The sequence below is a fragment of the Polaribacter sp. HL-MS24 genome (assembly GCF_032758595.1).
Lineage (GTDB): Bacteria > Bacteroidota > Bacteroidia > Flavobacteriales > Flavobacteriaceae > Polaribacter.
Window position 1 is genome coordinate 333,963 of record NZ_CP136415.1, and the last position, 20,148, is coordinate 354,110.

General features: G+C 35.5%; 16 protein-coding genes and 2 pseudogenes. 5 read left to right on the forward strand and 13 right to left on the reverse strand.

Annotation, left to right across the window (positions count from 1 at the left end; translation table 11 throughout):
• The first annotated feature begins 21 nt into the window (after positions 1-21).
• The 5 genes from RRF69_RS01600 (at position 22) to RRF69_RS01620 (ending at position 2,989) form a co-directional block, all read left to right on the forward strand.
• The gene (locus RRF69_RS01600) at positions 22-729 is read left to right on the forward strand and encodes a DUF4369 domain-containing protein (protein ID WP_316940253.1); all 708 of its coding nucleotides are present in this window, start codon (positions 22-24) and stop codon (positions 727-729) included.
• 163 nt (positions 730-892) lie between these two features.
• On the forward strand, positions 893-1,573 hold the full coding sequence (locus RRF69_RS01605; RefSeq protein WP_316940254.1) for a hypothetical protein: 681 nt from the start codon (positions 893-895) through the stop codon (positions 1,571-1,573).
• 1 nt (position 1,574) lies between these two features.
• A complete protein-coding gene (locus RRF69_RS01610) occupies positions 1,575-2,111 on the forward strand; it encodes a YfiT family bacillithiol transferase (RefSeq protein WP_316940255.1) in 537 nt (178 codons plus the stop codon).
• A gap of 29 nt (positions 2,112-2,140) precedes the next feature.
• The gene (locus RRF69_RS01615) at positions 2,141-2,617 is read left to right on the forward strand and encodes a DUF962 domain-containing protein (protein ID WP_316940256.1); all 477 of its coding nucleotides are present in this window, start codon (positions 2,141-2,143) and stop codon (positions 2,615-2,617) included.
• Between the two features lie 33 nt (positions 2,618-2,650).
• Positions 2,651-2,989: a tRNA-binding protein gene (locus RRF69_RS01620; RefSeq protein WP_316940257.1), complete on the forward strand. Its 339-nt coding sequence runs from the start codon at positions 2,651-2,653 to the stop codon at positions 2,987-2,989.
• A gap of 143 nt (positions 2,990-3,132) precedes the next feature.
• On the opposite strand, the gene RRF69_RS01625 is transcribed toward RRF69_RS01620, so the two are convergent.
• From RRF69_RS01625 to RRF69_RS01690, 13 genes and pseudogenes are all read right to left on the reverse strand, one after another.
• Positions 3,133-4,188: a RagB/SusD family nutrient uptake outer membrane protein gene (locus RRF69_RS01625; protein ID WP_316940258.1), complete on the reverse strand. Its 1,056-nt coding sequence runs from the start codon at positions 4,186-4,188 to the stop codon at positions 3,133-3,135.
• A gap of 43 nt (positions 4,189-4,231) precedes the next feature.
• The gene (locus RRF69_RS01630; RefSeq protein WP_316940259.1) at positions 4,232-4,732 is read right to left on the reverse strand and encodes a hypothetical protein; all 501 of its coding nucleotides are present in this window, start codon (positions 4,730-4,732) and stop codon (positions 4,232-4,234) included.
• Positions 4,733-4,744: 12 nt separating this feature from the next.
• A complete protein-coding gene (locus tag RRF69_RS01635; RefSeq protein WP_316940260.1) occupies positions 4,745-7,741 on the reverse strand; it encodes a SusC/RagA family TonB-linked outer membrane protein in 2,997 nt (998 codons plus the stop codon).
• Between the two features lie 546 nt (positions 7,742-8,287).
• Complete coding sequence (locus RRF69_RS01640) at positions 8,288-8,446, reverse strand: YqaE/Pmp3 family membrane protein (protein ID WP_316941094.1); 159 nt, start codon at positions 8,444-8,446, stop codon at positions 8,288-8,290.
• Positions 8,447-8,619: 173 nt separating this feature from the next.
• Positions 8,620-10,341 (reverse strand): glycosidase, encoded by a 1,722-nt coding sequence (locus tag RRF69_RS01645; protein ID WP_316940261.1) that lies wholly within the window; start codon positions 10,339-10,341, stop codon positions 8,620-8,622.
• Positions 10,342-10,350: 9 nt separating this feature from the next.
• Positions 10,351-11,286, reverse strand: coding sequence for a carbohydrate kinase family protein (locus tag RRF69_RS01650; RefSeq protein ID WP_316940262.1), 936 nt, complete (start codon positions 11,284-11,286; stop codon positions 10,351-10,353).
• A gap of 111 nt (positions 11,287-11,397) precedes the next feature.
• Positions 11,398-12,588: an MFS transporter gene (locus RRF69_RS01655; protein WP_316940263.1), complete on the reverse strand. Its 1,191-nt coding sequence runs from the start codon at positions 12,586-12,588 to the stop codon at positions 11,398-11,400.
• Between the two features lie 2 nt (positions 12,589-12,590).
• Positions 12,591-13,175, reverse strand: coding sequence for a trehalase family glycosidase (locus RRF69_RS01660; protein ID WP_316940264.1), 585 nt, complete (start codon positions 13,173-13,175; stop codon positions 12,591-12,593).
• Positions 13,176-13,188: 13 nt separating this feature from the next.
• Positions 13,189-14,456: pseudogene (locus RRF69_RS11725) on the reverse strand (alpha,alpha-trehalase).
• Complete coding sequence (locus RRF69_RS01675; protein WP_316940268.1) at positions 14,453-15,688, reverse strand: MFS transporter; 1,236 nt, start codon at positions 15,686-15,688, stop codon at positions 14,453-14,455. The pseudogene RRF69_RS11725 and the gene RRF69_RS01675 overlap by 4 nt, the downstream one beginning before the upstream one ends.
• A 20-nt stretch (positions 15,689-15,708) precedes the next feature.
• A pseudogene (locus RRF69_RS01680) lies at positions 15,709-17,014 on the reverse strand (MFS transporter).
• 3 nt (positions 17,015-17,017) lie between these two features.
• Positions 17,018-18,727 (reverse strand): alpha-glucosidase, encoded by a 1,710-nt coding sequence (locus RRF69_RS01685; protein ID WP_316940269.1) that lies wholly within the window; start codon positions 18,725-18,727, stop codon positions 17,018-17,020.
• Between the two features lie 77 nt (positions 18,728-18,804).
• On the reverse strand, positions 18,805-20,148 hold the full coding sequence (locus RRF69_RS01690; RefSeq protein WP_316940270.1) for a vanadium-dependent haloperoxidase: 1,344 nt from the start codon (positions 20,146-20,148) through the stop codon (positions 18,805-18,807).

Here is a 20,148-nt window from a genome sequence, read left to right on the forward strand (position 1 = left end):
GCATTTCAACTAATTTAATTAATGATGAAAAAAATCACCCTAATTTGTCTTCTCCTTTTCATAGCCGCATGTTCTTCTAAAAAAGACGGAAATATGATTGTTCAAGGAAAAATAAAGGGCCTAAAAAAAGGAACTTTATACCTTCAAAAAATGAATGACTCTATTCTTATATCCGTAGATTCAATCTCAATTTTAGGAGACAACACCTTCAAATTAACCGATAATATTTCAGACCCTGAGTTATATTTCTTAACATTCAAAGGAAGCAACGCAAAAGAACGCATCTTATTTTTTGGTGAAGAAGGAGTGATCACTATCAATGATCAAATCAAGAATTTTGGATTTAGTCCAGAAATTAGTGGATCTAAGAATCAAGCAGTTTTAGACAAGTTCAATAAAATAAACAAACAATTCCTCAACCAAAGACTCGATTTTATTCAAAAAGATTTTGAAGCAAAAAAATCAAAAGACACTAAAATGTCCAAACAACTAGAGGCAGAATATCAAAAACTGACCAGACGTCGTATATTATTTGCAACTAATTTTGCGCTATCAAATTCAAATACTGAAGCCGCAGCATATATTGGTTTGACCGAATTGTACAATGCAAACATCAAACTATTAGACACATTGAACAAATCACTTTCTGAAAAAGTAAAACAATCTCTATACGGAAAACGATTTGATGACTATGTTTCACAAATTAAGAAAAGTGAAGAAGAAAACTAAGCAGCTTTCTGTATCAAATTCTTTAAATATTTTTTAATTTACATAAACTTTTTTTCATTTATTTGATGCTAAGGCTGTACGACAAAGAACTAAAATACAGCTCAAAATGTAACAAAACGGTTATTTCAAACGTCCTATAGAGACATGTAATAAACGGATTCTTATGAAATTACACAATCTACCTTTTTTGTTCCTTTTAGTTTTTGCTGGCTGTACTTCCCAAAAAAACACCAACGAATTCATACAGACAACCTCTGGAAGATATTTATTCAATGCGAATGAAGTCTTAGAAATTTATTTTCAAGATCAACTCCTCTATGTAAAGTGGCGTGGAAATGATCAAATTTCTCCTTTAAAAATAAATGATAGCACTTTCTATATGAAAGAATTGAATGAAAAAATGATTTTTGTTCGTCTGCCTCAGCCTCATATTGAATTGGCTCCAAAAAGAGAGCACAAAGATGTGAAATATCATTTTAGGAAAATGCTTCCAGATGAAAAAACCCCCAGTGAATATTTGACGCATAAAGAATATGACAAAGCCCTAATCGCCTATCGAACCATTCAGCAAAACGATTCATTAAATCCAGTCATTCGAGAAGGCAATCTTAACAATTTGGGCTATGATTTTCTTAGACAAAACGATGTAAACACAGCCATTGAAGTCTTTACAATCAATACTATTTTATACCCAAATAGCTCAAATACCTTTGACAGTTTGGCGGAAGCATATTTAAAAGGAAAAGACACCGTTAACGCGATTGTAAATTTCAAAAAAGCCTTGGCTATCAATCCAGAAAACCGCAGTTCAAAAAAAGGATTAGAAAAACTAACTCCATACTAAGATGAGTCTTCAAGAACTTCGATTTCCAATAGGGCAGCCATCAATTCCCAAAGACATCACTGCCCAACAAATTGTAAAATGGATTTCTATTCTTGATTTATTCCCTCAACAACTAGAAGCACTTACTACTCCTTTAACACAAGCACAACTTGATACTCCGTATCGAGAAGGTGGCTGGACAATACGACAAGTAGTTCATCATTGCTATGATAGTCACCACAACTCGTATACACGATTTAAATGGGCACTTACAGAAGATTGCCCAATCATTAAGGCCTATTTTGAGGAGCGTTGGACTCTCTTAGACGATTCCAAATTAGCCCCCATTTCACTATCCATTACAGCGCTAAAAGGACTGCATGCAAAATGGACTCATCTTTTAAAAGGGCTTTCTACAACTGACTTAGAACGGTGTTTTATACATCCATCCAGCAATGAAAAAGTTTCCCTAAAAGAGAACCTCGGAATCTATGCTTGGCATTGCAAACATCACTTCGCACATATCGAGCAACTTTTAATTCGAAGAAATTGGATTTAATCGTTATCTTTAGGGTTTAAATTCAACGAATGAAATCAGCAAAACAATGGTTTGAGGAATATGCAGTAAGCCATCAAAACCATACCAATCAATTGGTTCATTATATTTGTGTGCCCTTAATTTTCTTTAGTGTATTTGGACTTTTAATGAGCATCCCCTCAACACTTCTCAAAAATAGCTTTCAACTGCACAACCCACTCCTTGAAAATTGGGCAGCTCTTGTTGGACTGCTGATCTCTATCTTTTACCTACGTTTGGGGTTTTGGTATTTTATTGAAATGGTATTGGTAATGATGATTTCTCTTGTTGGAAACTTCTGGCTAGGAAATAACACGAATTTACTTTACACCTCCATTCTTATTTTTGTTCTCGCATGGATTGGACAGTTTTGGGGCCATCATGTAGAAGGAAAAAAACCTTCTTTTGCTAAAGATTTACAATTCTTATTGATTGGACCGCTTTGGGTCATTCAGAAGTTAGGAACAAAAAAAAATAACTCTGCTTAAACTCTACTGTCCCCTATTTTTAAATACTGAACAATGATCGAAGAAGTAAATTTTGATGACTTTTTAAAAGTTGATCTCCGAATCGGAACCATACTTGAAGTGAATGATTTTCCGAAAGCAAGAAAACCCGCCTATCAGTTAAAAATTGATTTTGGCAGTTTAGGCATCAAAAAATCAAGTGCCCAAATTACCGACTTGTACACCAAAGAAGAATTACTGCACAAACAAGTTGCTGCCATCATCAACTTTAAACCGAGACAAATTGCCAATTTCATGAGTGAATGTTTGGTTCTAGGTGTTTACAACACCGAAGGTAAGGTTGTTTTATTACAACCTACAAGCTCAATCAAAAATGGAGAAGAAATTCGCTAATGCCATAGATTCATACCGACAAACTCTAGAAATCCCTTATGCTGAAAAAGAGCGTACACCCTCTTTAAACTCAACATTCGAATAAAATAAAAATCGGGTTGTCAAAAGACAACCCGATGTATAATCTTGCACCAGATATAGAATTAATACCCGGGATTTTGAGTTAAACTCCCATCACTAGCATCAATTTGTTCTTGCGGAATAGGAAAAACAGTTGTGTGTGCTCCACTGGTAGATTTCTCCCACCACGGATTAGTCCATTTGTCAAAACGAATCAAATCTTGTCTACGAGTAACTTCCATAAACATTTCTCGACCTCTTTCTGCTAAAAAACTATCGGCTGTGATGCTGGTCATTGCAGGCAATCCAGCTCTTGCACGAATGGTGTTTACATCCATAGCGGCTACACTCCAATCTCCTGCAACTCTTGCTTTTGCTTCGGCACGAATTAAGTATAAATCTCCTAAACGAATGATCGGCATATCATTGTCCATATTATCCTGCTGTCCTTGTCTAAAACTAAATTTCCCTAACCTAGCACCCCCTTTTCTAGATGCATTTGGTTCAAGCTCATTAATCTCTGGAGTATAATCTAACTCTAGTTGACCATCAGTTGCAGCATAATCTAAAATCGCAGAACCTCCATAATCGAATTGAGGTCCTACAATAAAGTTGGCAGCTTTGCGCTTATCTGCAGCATCATAGGAATTGTAAAATTCTTCCAAAGCAGAATAACCATTCCAAGGCTGGTTTGCAATATTCCACGTAAACTGACTTGAGTAGTGCAGAGACATTTGGGCAAAATTCATTCCACCAGCTGTTATATTATCATAAGCAATCGACCAAATAATTTCTGGGTTGTTACTATTTGTTGGAGCAAAAACCGCTGCATAACCTTCTAAAATTTCAGGATCTGATGCTACAGCCGATCTTCTTCCTGCATTTGGCACAGAACATCCTGTATCACACAAGGTATAGCCCCCATTATCAATCACATATCCGGCAGCAATTGCAGCTTCTTCATACCTCGCAGTACCGGAGTATACTTCAGCATTCAAATACAACTTAGCCAACAAGCCTAAAGCTGCGAATTGATTAATTCTATATGGATCATTAGTGGTCGTTAATGGGCTAGCAGACAAATCCATAGCAACAGTAATTGCTGGCACTCCTAAAGCCGCTAACAACTCGCTTTCCACAAAGTTAAAGACATCTACCCTTGTCGATTGAGGTACGTCAACATCAAGGTGTAATTACCAATTTAACTCTGCCATAAAGATCTAACAAGCGATAGTAAAAAAATGCTCTCAAGGCCTTAACTTGCGCTATTTGATTGGCATCCAATTCAGTAGTCAAAACTTCGTTACATGTATTAATAGCAGCATATTGTTGTGTCCAAGTCCCATTAAGTGGGCCATTTGTTGATGAAAATGTATGTCTATGCATATCGATCCAGATACCCCCATCATACCAATCACCTCCTTTTTGAGTGACTGCCATTTCATCAGAAGAAACAGATTGAACCGACCAATAACCTCCATGGTTTGCTGAACCTGCTTCCCTTAACTGACCAAAGGCATTACTAATTTCATCATTTGGTCCAGCTCCACCTCCGTCAAAAGATTTAGGAACTTGGATGTTAAATCCTTTATTGGGACTAGATAACAACTTTTCATCTAAATTATTACATGAACCCAAAAAAAGGGCACTGCAAATAAAAATTGATTTATATATGTATTTCATTTTTGTTATTTTTTAAAAATTAATATTGAGACCAAGAGTAAAAGTTCTTGCAGAAAAATAATTATACCTTCTATCAATACCTGGAACTAAAGGATCTGCATTGAAACCCAAGATTCCTCCATTATCTACAGACCCTCTATCTGTTAAAGATGGCTCAGGATCAACTCCAGAATATCCAGTGATTACAAATAAATTTTGTCCAGTTAATGATAATCGAATGCTTTTGAAGTATTTATTATTATCAGAAATATCAAAATTATACCCTATTGATAAGTTATCCAACTTGATAAAATCTGCTTTCTCAACATACAAGGAACTAAATTTTGCATTTTTAATATTAGGATCCGCATATTTAGTATTTACTAAATTGTAAGAACCCTGAGAACCCACTCTTGGTTCATAAAATACTCTAAAGTTATTTACCAAGCTATGTCCAAAAGCACCTCTAAAAAATGCATTTACATCCCAGTTCTTGTATTGCAAAGTATTTGACCATCCTAATTCAAAATCAGGAATCCCTTTTCCTAATTTAGTCAAATCTCCGTCAATAACTCCATCTCCGTCTGCATCAATTGCATTTCCTACTTCTTGGCTTACATCTATAGAACCATCTCCGTTTACATCCACAAAATTTTGACTGCCATCGGTTACAGTACCATCCCACAATGCTCCATAAATCTGTCCAATCTCTTCTCCATCTTTAACTAAAATTACATTAGTATCATTTTGATAAGGCGCTCCTAGGTTCCCTCGTAAAGTAGAAGTACCATCCAATCTATTTAAAACTGACTTATAGGTTGAAAATACGATTCCAGAATTATAATTAATGTCTTCTTGCTTAATAATATCATAATCTAATGCTAACTCAAAACCATTAGTCGTTAAATCTCCCACGTTTTCAACTCTTCTATTAACTCCATATACAGCTACATCAGCAGGAACTTCTAAAATAAAATCAGAAACCTTACGTGAATAAATATCTAAAGTACTTGACAATCTTCCAGTATTGTATTCAATTCCAAAGTTTGTTTCTCCTTTTTCTTCCCATTTTAAATTTTCATTTCCAGCAACTCTTAAAAAAATATTTGTTCCACTATCACTAACTCCATATTGGTTTTGTGACAAACCATATGTTCTAGGTAAAGCTCCAGTAAGTCCATAACCTATACGCACTTTTAACAAATCTGTATTGGGCAATTGTAGGTATTTGTTTACATCTACACCTAGACCAAGAGCGGGAAACAACCCCCACTTTTTATTAAGACCAAAACCTGAGGAACCTTCATAACGCAATGACGCATTAAAAAAAATGGCTTGATCATAATTCAAGTTAAGTCTACCAAAATAACCAATGATCCTTTCTTCAGGTGATGCATTACTACTTAGGTTTAACCTATCTGAAGCAAAAAATAAGGTATTAGCATATTGAATAGCATTATCAAATGACAATCCAGTATCAGCTTCAGAAGGAAATCCACCTAATGAAATATCATAACTACTACTAGTTTTTTCCTGCCAAGAGTACCCACCAGTAAATTTAAAATCTATTTTTTCAGAAAACTGTTGTGAATATTCCCCAAAGAATTCGAATAATTTAAATCGATTTTCACCAGACTGCTTAGAAGCCTGCCCCTTAACCTCTGGATTAGAAGCAAAACCTCTAAACAATGAAGTAGTTCGATAATATTGTTGATTGACATACTTCGATCTTTGTTCAGAATACAAAGCATTTAAAACAATTTCATCGGAAACAGTATACGTAAAATTTGAGCTATAAGTAAACTCATTACGGCTTCCACTATTAATATTTTGATTGACTATTGAAACTGGGTTAAAACTATCAAACAACCCTAAAGTTTCGAAATAACCACCATACTGTGAAGAGTTAAAGTCGTAAGGAGAGTCATCACCATATATGGGAGCTGTAGGGTTGTATAAGGAGGCGTAACGCAATGCTTCATTAAAACCAAAATCAGAATTACGATGTGTATAAGAAGCATTAATATCAATTTTTAACTTTTCATCGAATACGGAAGTCTTTATGTTTCCTCTTGTATTGAATTGATTAAATCCTGATTTTTGTAAAATACCTTCAGCATCTCTAAAGTTCCCAGAAAATCTATAAGTAGAATTTTCATTACCTCCTGCAATAGCGATGTTATTAATAGTTGTTAGCGCTGTTCTAGTAACTTCCTTTAACCAATCTGTTTTATTTTGAAGATCTACTCCTCCTGCAGCAACAAATTCATCTGCACTCATATTCTGAACTTCATTTGCTATCGTTGCCGATGAGACTTGTGCATTATAAGATATCTGAGTTTTTCCTGATTTTCCTTTTTTAGTAGTAACAATAATTACCCCACTAGAACCTCGAGCACCAAAAATTGCAGCTGCAGATCCATCTTTCAACACAGTCATACTAGCAATATCACTTGGATCCAGATTGTTTAAAGAAGCACCAATCACTCCATCTACTACAATTAATGGAGAAGAATTTGCCCCTACAGTAGAAATACCCCTCAAACGAATGACTGCGTCATCATTAGGGTTGCCCCCTTTGTTATAAACACTTAAACCAGCTACTTTACCTTGCAATAATTCAGAAGGGGCAGAAATAACACCTTGGTTAAAGTCTGCCTCTCCAACTTTAGTTACAGAAGATGTAATTTCTTTTTTAGTAGTACTACCGTACCCGACCACCACAATCTCATCTAATTGGGTTGCGTCTTCAGACAAGGTCACATTCAACGTGTTTGAAGATACAGTTCTTTCTTCCGTTTTGTAACCTAAGGACCTAAAGACTAAAACAGCTCCTTGAGAAGCGGTAATCGAATATTTACCGTCAAAGTCCGTTTCTGTTCCCACAGAAGTTCCTTTAACATTTACACTAACATAAGGCAAAGGCCCAGAAGCGTCTGAGACACTACCTGATACAGTTTGTCCGTACATAAAGCCACCAATACATAACAGAATCGGTAGCATTAGTTTTTTAAATACTTTGTTTTTCATTTAGGTTTGATTTTTAAAGTTAATTATCCATTTTATTAATTAGTAGAAACAATCAATAAATTGACAATCATAAAATTAACAACTATTTAGCATATAAATAATAATTTAAAAAAAATCAGCAAAAAAAAAAACCGAAAACGGTTTCGATTTGTTATTCTTATGTTTATTTAAATAAAAAATGATTTCTAATATATTTTAATAAAACTATTAAAAATAAAGCTTTAACAATTAATTAATAAATTAAATTACAAGAATTAATCCTAAAAAAAACAGAACCCTAATAGTAACACACTGATAATTTAAGATCTGTATATTTTAAAAAAAATATACACCTATGTTTTTATTGAATCAAAAAAAAAAGATGTTTACTTCTATTTGAATTGCTAAAATCAATTTCAGACATCCATCTAGGATCATTGTTCAAAAGTGACATCACTATGCCACAAGATAAGTGGTCATAAAAAGGGGAACCAGTACAGTACAGAAATTGGTTCTTTTTGATTGAAAGATACTTTGGAAATAAACCCCCAAGAAAGTAAAGGGGTTTTAGTCTTTTGGATTATTTAAAATAATTAAAGCTGCGATAACCCCTGGAATCCATCCACACAGGGTTAATAAAAAAGTAATAAGAACAGAACCACATCCTTTATCGATCACAGATAAGGGTGGGAATACAATGGCCAATAGAACTCTTAAAATATGCATGATATTGTTAAAATCGAATTTCCTATTCGACGCATAAGTGACTCTTTTGTTACAGGTTACATCAAAAATACTCAAGCCTACCCTTAAAAAAAAACTTATGCCATCTTACCAAAGATAGAAAACTATTTTTGATGATGAAATTTAAGAATTTATTGGTAAAAATCTAGCAATACCTATGCATTTACCTCAACGGTAAATGCATAGGTATTCAGGTTGGCTTTTAAATGTGCAGTGTCCTTATTATGGGTCCACAGGATATCAATTTCAGTTTCACTTTCATGAGTAATAGTCACCTCCCCAGAAAAAGCTTTTGACGTATTCCGCAATCGAATTAATTCGAGCTGCTTGATGACGATCTCTTTTGTTAACCCTTCTTCAACATCTTGCAAAGAAAGTGTAGTCCGGTTGATTTCCTTATGACCTCCATCTCCACCAGCATCTGCTGCAGCATAATCGTTTTTACCAGCAAAAATATCTAAGTACCATATTTGAGGAATACCTGGCATAAATAACTGAATGGCTCTCGCTAGTAAAAGCTTATCCTCATCCTCTCCTAAAGCACTAAAAAAAGTAGCATTTACCTGATAATAAGAAATCTTTTTCCCTGCAGGATCATAAAGATTTTTAACCCTTCCTCCACGTTCCAAAATGGTATTCATGATGCTCTCAATTTCTGCATCTTCCAGCAACCCCTTATTATAGGTAGTATTGACTTGCTTTCCTTTTAAATCCAATACCGGAATCCCATCATGACACCCTAGCATATTGACCGTTTTGTAGCCTTTTTCAACAATCTCTTTCGCCCATGAAATTAGAGCTGTACTATTCCTGTTTTCTAGGGTGTGAATCATCAACCCTAGCAAGAAAAAGTCATAAATAGCATAGCCTTTATCTGCTACCTCATCGTGAAGGTGCAATCCATACTCAGCATGAATTTCTGGTAGAAGGGTTAGATTATTTTTTTGTGCAATGTGTTTGATACGTTCCAAATAGTCCCATGTTCCTGGTGTGTTGAAAAAATTGGACTGACCAATTTCTTTATGCAAATAGGCAAAAGCGTCCAAACGCAATATTTTTCCTCCAAAATTACTTACTTTCTGCAAAGTCTCTTCGTAAAAATCCCAAACCAGTTCGGAATTTGCATTTACATCCATTTGTCCTAAGTAGGAACATTTTCTTTTGATAACTTTTAAAATTTCAGCATTGGTAGTCTTATTTTCTACAAATTCAAGAGTCGTGAAGTCACTTTTATCTTCAATAGCCCTATTGACTTTTTGACAAACCAACTCGACTTCTCTTGAAGTGAGTCCTTCAAAATTCTTAAAGTCAGAGATCGTAACTGGATGCTGAGTGACTTTTTGATAAAAGGTATTCCAGTAAGGTTGTTCACTTCCATCGGGAAAAGGAACTTTTAAAATAGGTAGTCCCGATTTTCTCATGAATAATTTGTTGAGATATTCTTCATTAGGAATTATAATCCCGTCTGCTCCCATTGTTCCATTTCCTTCCCAAAAGGAATTCCAATTGATGAAAAAATCTTTATATTTTGATTGTGCTCCGTGTTTGATAAGATCTTTAAACTGAGGCGATGCAACTGATAAATGATTAAGAACGATATCAAATTTCAATTGAATGTTTAATGTTTCAAAAGCTTTTAAATCTTCTTTAGAAACCAATTCCTCATTTACGTTATAATCGATTACCGAAAAACCTCTATCCAAATCGCTATTGAAAAATGTTGGCAAGACATAAAATAATGAAAACGCGTTTTTAAAAGCAGGCATTTGAAGCATGGTCACGATATCGCTCAAACGGTTTCCAATACTATCTGGGTATGCATTAAGCATTACACCATTTGAAATTGTACTTTCTGAAGTGTTAGGGATGTTGTTCATGGTAAAAACCTATAAAAGTTTGGATAAAATATTAATATTATCGGGCAATCTTCCGACATTCTGTAGTTTTAAAGCGGCTAATTTCAAAGCAACATCCAAGCATTCTCGCATTGATTTTTGTTTGGTATAGGCAAACAGAAACCCGGACCAAAATGCATCACCAGCTCCAGTCGCATCCATTACCTTTTCAATTTTAATGGCTGGCAACTCAATTAAAGGTTCACCTTTTTGAGAAAGCTTTACTCCTTTACTTCCAAGCGTTAAACAAACCGTATCTACACCTTCTGCATGAAAGAAGTCGAAAATCTCTTGATGCGTTCGGTTTTCCTGAAAGAGTCTGAACATGTCATCTTCGCTTATTTTCACTAATGGATTGAATTTACAATAGGCTTTGATCACACGAAGCGCTTCAATTTCACAATCCCAAATTTTATTTGAATAATTAAAATCAATACTCAATTTACACCCTAAATGATAAGCTTCTTCTGCTTTGCTGAGAATGGTAGCTTGCGCAGGTTTTTTACTCAAGGCAAAACAAGTCGTATGAAATATTTTCGTTCGTTTTAAAAGCGCTGTCGATATTTGAGTTTCTTCAATAAAATAATCCGCTTCTCTAAAAGGAATAAACTCTGGTGTCTCTTCAGATCTTGACACAAAAATAACGCTTGTGGGTTTGTTTTTATGAACCTGAACGCAGTCTGTAATAACACCTACTTCTTTCAATCTTTTAAAAACATATTCTCCAAAACCATCATCACCCACAGTTGCAGCAATAATTGTTTTCAATCCTAAACGGGAAGAATTCATCGCTACATTTGTAGGAGAACCTCCTAAATACCTATGGTAATCTCTTGTATTATTGATTTGTGCTCCAGCTTGATGCCCAATGAAGTCTATTAGGACTTCTCCTACGCATAAAATATCTATTAATTCTTTCAAAATCATCGTTGTTAACTATTCTTTAGTACCATTAAAAAAGTGAATTTACAATCCCACATTCTAATAGTTCAATTTAGAGAATAGAAAACGGTTCATTTTTAAACGAAAACGTTTTAGTTATTTTTTTTCAATCCAAAAAGCAGTCGTTATTGTTCTTTTTTGGGAATGAAATTGGTAATCAACAAAGCGATGGTCGTAAGCAACAATAAGGTGAAAAAGCTGAATTTTAAGGTATAGGTATTGGAAATGTATCCTAACACAACCGGCCCTAACAAAAACCCAGCAAAGCCAATTCCAGAGACCAAAGAAATTCCTACAGAGGCTTTTATTCCTTAGCGCATTTCCTGCCATCCTAAAGAGTTCTGGGATAATTACAGAAAGTCCAAAACCAACGATTCCATATCCTAAAACAGTGATCCCAAATTGCCCCACCAACACACATGAATAGCCTACAATTGCTAGTATACAGCCAAATAAAATTATTTTAATTGAGCCTATTTTAGCACTAATACCGTCTCCAAAAAAGCGCCCTAGGGTCATCATTGTTGAAAAAACGATAAAGCCTACTCCTGCTAAATTATGTTGTGTAATTTGAACAACCTCTAGAAGATAAAGACCGCTCCAATGCTCTATTGCCCCTTCACTAATCATGATTACAAAAGCGATAAAAGCTATCGCAATTAAGGGTTTTATTTTATCAAATGTATAGCTATTCTTTTCTTGAGAGACCTCTTTTTCAGTTAGATGAACATAATTTTTAACCAACAATAAATTGATCAGTATGATCAAGATAGAAACTACCATCATGTGATGGACAGGGAGATCGAAAAAAGGCATTAAAAGACTTCCTAGAGTGGCACCAAAGACGCCACCTAGACTAAAAAAGCCATGGGCAGCTGACATGATATTGACTCCATCCTCCTTTTCTACGTGAGAAACCAAAGCATTCATGGCAATGTCTGTTATTCCAGAAAAAGCACCAATGACAAATAAGGAGATGCACAACGTGATATAAGTGGGCATAAAAACGGGAAATATAAAAGAAATAGCAAACAATACAATACCGAAAAAGGTCAAACGCCCTAATTGAAATTTCTTAATGAGGTAAGGAACTACAGCAAGAAAAATCAGTATTCCAAGTGCCAAGCAGAAAAGAGCAAAACCAATTTGTGCATCGTCAAGCACCAATTTGGTTTTTACATAGGGGATGTACAGAACCCAAGTTCCTACAATAAAGTTCAACGAGCTAAACACCCAAACTACTGAAAAGTATTTGAGGTTTGTTAAAATAAGTTTTAGGGAATTCATTTTTAAAAAAGAGTTTCAGGGGCAGTTAATTTATTTAAGTGGGCGATCGCATCTTCTTTCAAAAGCGATAGTCCGTATTGATAAGAAGCATTCATCCACCCAAAGCCTTCTTGAGTGATGTATTCAAAATCGGTTCCTACATTGCCATATTCAGCAAATACTTTATGAGATGCAGCTACTACATCATATTTTTCAGGAATGGTTCCATTGTATTCTGTGGCATTTTTTGTAATCATATACAACCATCTATAAACGAGTTCTTGTGCTTCACTTTCATACCCATAATTCAACAACCCTTTCCAAATCATCATTTGATGTGGAGCCCAACCGTTCGGATAGTCCCATTGTCGGGCAGGACGTTCAGAGGATATTTCCCCACTACTCTTTTGGGTACACCCTGCAATCCCTCCTTTTTCTATTAACAATGGAAGTGCCCTTTGCACCAGCAAAGCAGCTTGCTCTTTTGAAGCCATTTCGGCCCAAAGTGGAAGTAATGTGGTGGCAGCTATAAAGGTAGATTGTGTTTGTGTTTTAAAATTATAATCGACATACAATCCTTGGGTTGCGTTCCATAAAAATTGATCCACCAATGCCTTTCTTTTAGAGGCTTTTTGAGACCATGGAAGCTGCAGTATGATTTTTCAAATTGGAAGAAAAAGAGCCCTCAAATTCATCATGAATCAAAGTTGCAATATCAAGTTCAAACTTGAACAAGAATGCATTTAATTCCACCAAATTAAAATCGGCACAATTGCCTTCAATTCGATACGAAGTATCGTGTCCAGATTCTCGTACACTCCTGTCATGAACAAAATAGGCATCTAATTCAGGATTTTGCAGCTCTCCCAAATTGTATTGATCAAGATAGTCTTCTAATGAAATTTGAAGACCCGCTGCATAGGGCTTAATGACGGAATCAAAATGTCCTTTTTCACATTCTGGAGGCATTCCAATTCCTGCAGCAAAATATCTATTGAGACCATTTTTAGTGAGTCTTTGACCAGAAACCATCCAAACGGATTCATACTCTTTGATAGCGGTGTGTAAATGACTCTTCAACCATTCTTTATCTTGAGTAATCTCAAAAACTTCTCGAATCAAACTTGTATAAAAAGGAGGTTGAGTTCGGGTCAAATAATAGGATCTGTTGGCATTGAGTATTTTGCCATAATGCGTAATTTGATATTGAAAATTATCCGTCATGGCTTTTGCCAGATGAACTTTTCCATCGAGAATCAATCCAACCGATTCAAAATAGCTGTCCCAACCATACATTTCATTAAACCTTCCCCAGGAACTACAAAAGGAACTCCTTCGATGCTTCCCTTATGCTCCTCTAACTTCAACGCTAAAATACCCGATTGGTTATTGATGCTTTTAACATAAGCTGGTGTAATTTCCTTCGGAAGCTGAAGTGCTTCTACAGGCAGAATCTGCTGAAGTTCTTGATAATACCTCAACGCCAGTTGATCTTCAAAGGGAATATAGATTTTTAATTTTTCTCCAGAGAGGGTTTCATTTTTAGTATCGGAGAGTAATTTTTGAATGCCTTTTGCATCCATAGTTCTCGTTAAGCTTTCCCAATAATAATCTTTAATGAATCTTGAAATTCGAACAGTGGGCAACTCTTCAATATGTGCTAAAGAGATTTCCAAAAATTCTTTTCCTTTATTCTTTGAGAGAACGAGTTCTTGCATCAAATTAGACAAAAAATAAGTCCCTTCTACAAGGTGTTTTTCTCCAGAAATTGTTTGAAGCTCAAAGGCTTTCGGGCCTTTATCTTCGACGGTTATTTTTTTATCGCCATCAGTATCTTCTTGAGCTAAAAGCGATTGTAACGTTTTTTTAATAGGAAGTTTAAATATCATTTTTTTGTGCTATTCTTTAAAAGTACAGTGTGTAAAATCCAAATGATGATAAAGATTGCAGTAATGGGGAGTAAAGAGAAATAAAATGCTGTGGTTCCGTTGTATATTTCGAAAATATTACCCGTGATAATCGAACCTGTGGTTCCTCCTAATGCTGAAAAAACGACAATTAAGCCCGCCATCGAACTGTGCATGTGCTTTGGAAGTGAGGAAAGTATGGTCGAATTGAGTGTTGGATAAATTGGTGCTAAAAAAAGGCCCATCAATGGCATTAAATAGACTACTAGAGGAGCGTTGAACCATGAAATTGTTGGATCAATAGTGACACTATTTGCTAAAGGCAACGCGATGAGCACAATAATGGCGACGATGATCAAACAAGTACTCAATAGATAAATCCATTTGATTCTGGTTAAAATTATACCTGCCATAAAACGACCGATCATGGTTACTCCTGCTAAGATTGCTCCCGCCTGAATAGCCATACTTGCTGGTGTTTTTAAAATCCCTTCGTAGAAAGTTGGAAACCAAGTTGAAAAACTTTGCTCTACCAGCACATACAAGAAAATACTGGCAACAAAAATAAGAACCAAAGGCTTGAAAGCAATGACAACCATTTCTTTAAAATCCTCCTTTAAAGATCGTGCTTCAATCTTCGCTTCACTTTCATTCAAAGTGGTGAACAGTAACACAAAAAAAGCAAGTAAAGAAAGGGTTCCCATTAGCCAATAAATATTAAGCCAATAATCAGATTTTGGATTTGCATCATCGATAAAAAAGCTAAAGAGAATATTTCCTAATAAGATTCCTCCCATAAAAACAGCTTCAAGAATCCCCATAAAACTACCGTGCTCTTTCTCATTTTTGGTAATCAACCCAATGGTCGCAAAAATAGAAACTTTGATGAGTGCAAATGAAACACCAATGGCAGCAAATAGAATTTTGAAGAACCAAAAATCATTGGAAAAAGGCGTTAAAAAACAAAATAGTGCTACTATCAACAGGCCCGATAGCATTGCTTTTTTCAATCCTATTCTTGGTAAAAATGAAGCCAATACAAAAGCAGCAATCGCAATAGGAATGTCTTTAAAGCCTTCTAAAATACTAGCGACATCTTTCTCTATGGAATAAGCTCTTTGAACTTGTAAGATAACAGCCCCTACACTATTTAATAAAAAAGCAAACACAAAATAATTTAAAAATAATGACAGTTTAATTCCGATGTTTTTCATTTTGTGTTGTTTTAAATTAATTACTCTGATTTGGCTTCATTCAATCGCATTGCTAAAAAAGCAGCAATTGCAAAAAAGGCACCTGCAAATAGCATCGCATTGATGGCATTTCCAGCAAGTAGGTATTTGTAAATTGGTCCAAATGTCAACGTTTGTATAAACATTGGAATTACAATCATCATATTTAAAATTCCCATATAGACTCCTCTTCGATCTTGAGGAACAATTTTGGAAACCATGGTATAGGGAATCCCCATCATAGCTGCCCATCCAATTCCGAATAAAACCATAGGAACCAACACTAATAATGGATCAGAGATATACGGGATTAAAAACAATGAAATTGCAGTTCCCACAAGACTAAACGCATATATTTTTTTACCTCCATAGCGCAATGTTAGAGGTACTAATCCCAATGCGACTACCATGGTTACAATATTGTATGTCAGACTCATTTTAGCGGCTTGAGAAGCGGCCTCAGAAGTAGAATACCCCATCGTCAATTTGAACAAGGGGGTTGTAAACTGCCAATAGATAAACAGTGCATACCATTGAAATAAATAAACTGCACCAATTTTCCACATAAATTTTGGCATGTTTTTAATAGCTTCCCCAATTTCAGCAAAAGGTTTAGAAATTTTTTGTCCTATAGATAAACCTTTAATCTTATTAATTTCTAATAACTCGTCATCACTAGGTGGAATTTCAGGAGTTTTGAAAACAGACCATAAAATTGTTACTAAAGATAAGAAAGCCCCAATATAAAATGAATAATAGAGCCATTGTGGAATGGTTCCTGCTTGGTCTATCGTTTCTGCTCCAAACCAATTTTGAAATAATACAATAGATCCGTTAGCTAATAGAATTCCAGCACCAACAAACAAACTTTGCATTTGGAAACCTAAACTCAATTGTTTTTCGGGTAACTTATCTCCTACAAAAGCTCTGTAAGGTTCCATTGCCATGTTGTTTCCAACATCTAGTATCCACAATAAACCAACGGCAAACCAAAGAATTGGACTGTGTGGAAATGCAAAAAGACACAAACTTCCAAGCAAGGCACCTATTAAAAAGTAAGGCTTTCTTCTTCCCCAACGCACCGACTAAGGTTTTATCGGACAAAGCTCCGATAATAGGTTGTATGATGAGTCCTGTAACTGGTCCTGCAATGTTTAAAATCGGTAACATATCTTCTGGAGCTCCTAAATATAAAAAGATTGGATTGATAGCAGTTTGCTGCAATCCAAAACTGTATTGGATTCCTAAAAATCCAACATTCATATTAAAAATTTGCCAAAAAGTTAAACTCGGTTTCTTTAGTTTCATGTCTTAGTTCGTATTAGTTAATGTATTTAGTTCACATATTGTAGCTTGATATGCTAGTAAGGTAATTGTCATTTCTTCAATATCAAATATATCATAATTATTGATGAGAAGTTTTCCAATAGCAACTGCTTGGGGGAGGACTATTGTCGACTTTATATCTGAAAAATTCAACAGCACAAGTAGCTGTTTGTCTTTTAGGGTTCTGGTATAGGCATAAATTTCTGGATGTGCTGCCTCTAATATTTGGTAATCTCCGTAGACCAATACTGGGTTGTCTTTTCGAAGTTGAACCATTTTTCTAAAATGATTTAAGATACTATTCGGATCTTTATCTTGGGCTTCAACATTGATTTCAAGATAATTTTCATTTACTTTCTTCCAGGGTGTTCCCGATGAAAACCCTGCATTTTCAGTCGAATCCCATTGCATTGGAGTACGTCCATTTTCACGAGAATTGAAGTTCAATTTCTTCATGAATTCGACCATATCTTCACCCGCTGCTTTGGCTCTGTGATAATCACCAATAGCAGACACATCAACATATTCTTCTATAGTAGGCATATCGATGTTGGTCATTCCCAATTCATCTCCATAGTAGGTATAAGGTGTTCCTCTCATACTTAACAAAAAAGTATTGAGCATCTGTGTAGAAGGTGTTCTAAATGCAGACGTTGAATTTCCATATCTCGAAACAAGTCTTGAAACATCGTGGTTGGAAAGATAAATCGCTAACCAGCCTTTGTCTTTAAATGCATCATCCCATTTCGAAAAAACGGCTTTAAAGTCTGAAAGTTGATAGTTTGCTGCATCTTTTACTATATCTCTACAGTCAAAATGATATGCTACTTGAAGTTCATTTCTTTCAGCATCTACTAAATCATGAGCGTCTTGAAAAGTTGTCCCCGATCCTTCAGCTACGGCAAATAGTTGATAAGGCTCGATGACTTCTTTGTACATTTCTTTTAGGTAATCATGAAGCTGCGGCCTCATTCCATACCATTTGTCATATTCTTTTTCGTGTCCTTTTGGCCATTCTGGAAATGTCGTGTCTTTACTTGCATACTGAAAAGCGTCCATTCGAAATCCATCGACTCCTTTTCGTGCCCAAAATTTCATAATCTCATATATTTCTGCTCTCACTATTGGGTTTTCCCAATTTAGATCGGGTTGCTCTTTGGCAAAATAATGCAAATAATAGGCATTCGTTTTTTGGTCAAATTGCCAAGCGCCTTCAGGATCAAAAATACTATCTCTAAAAGGAGGGGTTCCATTTTCTGCTGGCCACCAATGATAGTAGTCACGGTAAGCATTTTCTCTCGAACTTCGCGATTGCTGAAACCACTCATGTTCAATGCTACTGTGATTCACTACCACATCTAAGACAAACTTGATTCCTCGACTGTGCAAGCCTTCAAGCATTGCGTCAAAATCTTCCATCGTTCCGTATCGTGGATGAATGGAGGTGTAATCGCTTACATCATAACCATTATCTACCAATGGAGATCCAAAAAATGGATTCATCCACACCATGGTAATCCCCAAACTTTCCAGGTAGTCTAATTTCTCGATTACGCCTTTAAAATCCCCATATCCATCACCATTGGTATCTTTAAAACTTTGTGGGTAAATCTGATAAAGAACTCCTTCTTTCCACCAAGCTCTGGCATCTTTTTCAAGCCCTAATTGAGCATCGGTATGATTACTTTCTTTCATATGTTCTTTTATAAAAACAGTCTTCAGTTCTGTGAATCTGAAAAAAATTTCAAAATTCTATTTGTAATGATATTTCTTTATTTGGTGCTGATTTTCTCAACAACAAAATGACCTAAATCTTTCCCTTGTTTCAATCCAATATCAACTGCTGCTCGGTAGTGAATTCCTCCGTACATTCTACTAAGAGCTGCTTCAGCAGAGGCAGCATAAAAGGATTCATAACTTCGAATTGGTAACCCAAACTGAACTTCAGTATCATCTTGAAAAGTAAAGTTTTCGCCGAAAATATGAGTCAGAACAACAGAGGCTGCACCTGAAACTACAGAATGACCACTGGTGTATTCTGGAAAAGGAGGTGTTTGTAAAATCGGTAGCCAATCGGCATCAACATTTTGATTGATTAGGGTTTCTGGACGTACTAAATTGGTTCTGTATTTTTCGTCCCAACAACTAATAAATGCATCTGCAATTGCAAGTGATGTTTTGGTATAGGCATTGACCGTTTCCATAAGATTTGCATTGGTTTTTTTGGCAGCAATTTTTACAATTCCAATCCAATGTGCACCTGGTGTGATTTTTTTGGTTGCAAACATAAAATGACCTCTCGTAACTGAAACATAAGGGTTACAATCCCAGAATTGTGCAATCGCGACTTCTTCAGAACGATCTCCTTTTTTTGTGATGCGTTCGCTAATTTCATAAACTTCTAACAATTCTTTATAAAATTGAGAGTCTTTTTCCAAAGAAAATGGAGGATGTGTCTGCGGTTTGAATTGATCTGCAGATTCCAAAAAGAAAGGTCTTATTTTGTTCCAATGTGGCTCTATAGCATCCATATATGCAGGTGGTGTGGGTTGCCATCGTGATGGGTCATCAGTATCTACGGAATATTTTGGCATGGTTCGGGTTTGATTGTAATTATCGGAATCCATCCATTTTTTAATATGAGAAACAACTTTTAGGGCATAGTCTTTCGAAGCCAAAAACTCTGGTTGGTTGGTCTTTTCCCATTGCTGATACAAGCTATCTTTTAAAACATTCAATTTATCTTCCGAAAAAATCAAGGTTTTACTCACTTCCATATGGGCTATCAAAGCTGCAACATTTAGATTTACTTTTTGATCATTTTCTACTTTAGGAATTGCTGTCAATCCCTTTGCATTATTGGCTAAGGATTGAAAAGTACTATCTTTTTGAACTAATATCTCGTATGCCGCTACATTGGGATATGCAAAAATTCGACTTGCTACCGGTGGTGAAAAAATGTCGTGAATCATAATTTGTGTTACCTTATCTACAGCAGCATGATAGGTATCTGTTGAGATTTCTATTGGTGCTGACGGTTTTTGACAACAGGTTAAAACAGTCACAACACATACCAAGGGTAGGTATTTTAAAAAAGTATAGTGTGATTTTTTCAT

What these genes read in the sequence shown, in the direction of transcription:
- RRF69_RS01620 (WP_316940257.1), top strand. Translation starts at nt 2,651, where the DNA reads ATGATCGAAGAAGTAAATTTTGATGACTTTTTAAAAGTTGATCTCCGA.
- RRF69_RS01645 (WP_316940261.1), bottom strand. Translation starts at nt 10,341, where the DNA reads ATGAACAACATCCCTAACACTTCAGAAAGTACAATTTCAAATGGTGTA.
- RRF69_RS01655 (WP_316940263.1), bottom strand. Translation starts at nt 12,588, where the DNA reads ATGAATTCCCTAAAACTTATTTTAACAAACCTCAAATACTTTTCAGTA.
- RRF69_RS01675 (WP_316940268.1), bottom strand. Translation starts at nt 15,688, where the DNA reads ATGAAAAACATCGGAATTAAACTGTCATTATTTTTAAATTATTTTGTG.
- RRF69_RS01615 (WP_316940256.1), top strand. Translation starts at nt 2,141, where the DNA reads ATGAAATCAGCAAAACAATGGTTTGAGGAATATGCAGTAAGCCATCAA.
- RRF69_RS01600 (WP_316940253.1), top strand. Translation starts at nt 22, where the DNA reads ATGATGAAAAAAATCACCCTAATTTGTCTTCTCCTTTTCATAGCCGCA.
- RRF69_RS01650 (WP_316940262.1), bottom strand. Translation starts at nt 11,286, where the DNA reads ATGATTTTGAAAGAATTAATAGATATTTTATGCGTAGGAGAAGTCCTA.
- RRF69_RS01690 (WP_316940270.1), bottom strand. Translation starts at nt 20,148, where the DNA reads ATGAAAAAATCACACTATACTTTTTTAAAATACCTACCCTTGGTATGT.
- RRF69_RS01630 (WP_316940259.1), bottom strand. Translation starts at nt 4,732, where the DNA reads ATGAAATACATATATAAATCAATTTTTATTTGCAGTGCCCTTTTTTTG.
- RRF69_RS01640 (WP_316941094.1), bottom strand. Translation starts at nt 8,446, where the DNA reads ATGCATATTTTAAGAGTTCTATTGGCCATTGTATTCCCACCCTTATCT.
- RRF69_RS01635 (WP_316940260.1), bottom strand. Translation starts at nt 7,741, where the DNA reads ATGAAAAACAAAGTATTTAAAAAACTAATGCTACCGATTCTGTTATGT.
- RRF69_RS01605 (WP_316940254.1), top strand. Translation starts at nt 893, where the DNA reads ATGAAATTACACAATCTACCTTTTTTGTTCCTTTTAGTTTTTGCTGGC.
- RRF69_RS01685 (WP_316940269.1), bottom strand. Translation starts at nt 18,727, where the DNA reads ATGAAAGAAAGTAATCATACCGATGCTCAATTAGGGCTTGAAAAAGAT.
- RRF69_RS01610 (WP_316940255.1), top strand. Translation starts at nt 1,575, where the DNA reads ATGAGTCTTCAAGAACTTCGATTTCCAATAGGGCAGCCATCAATTCCC.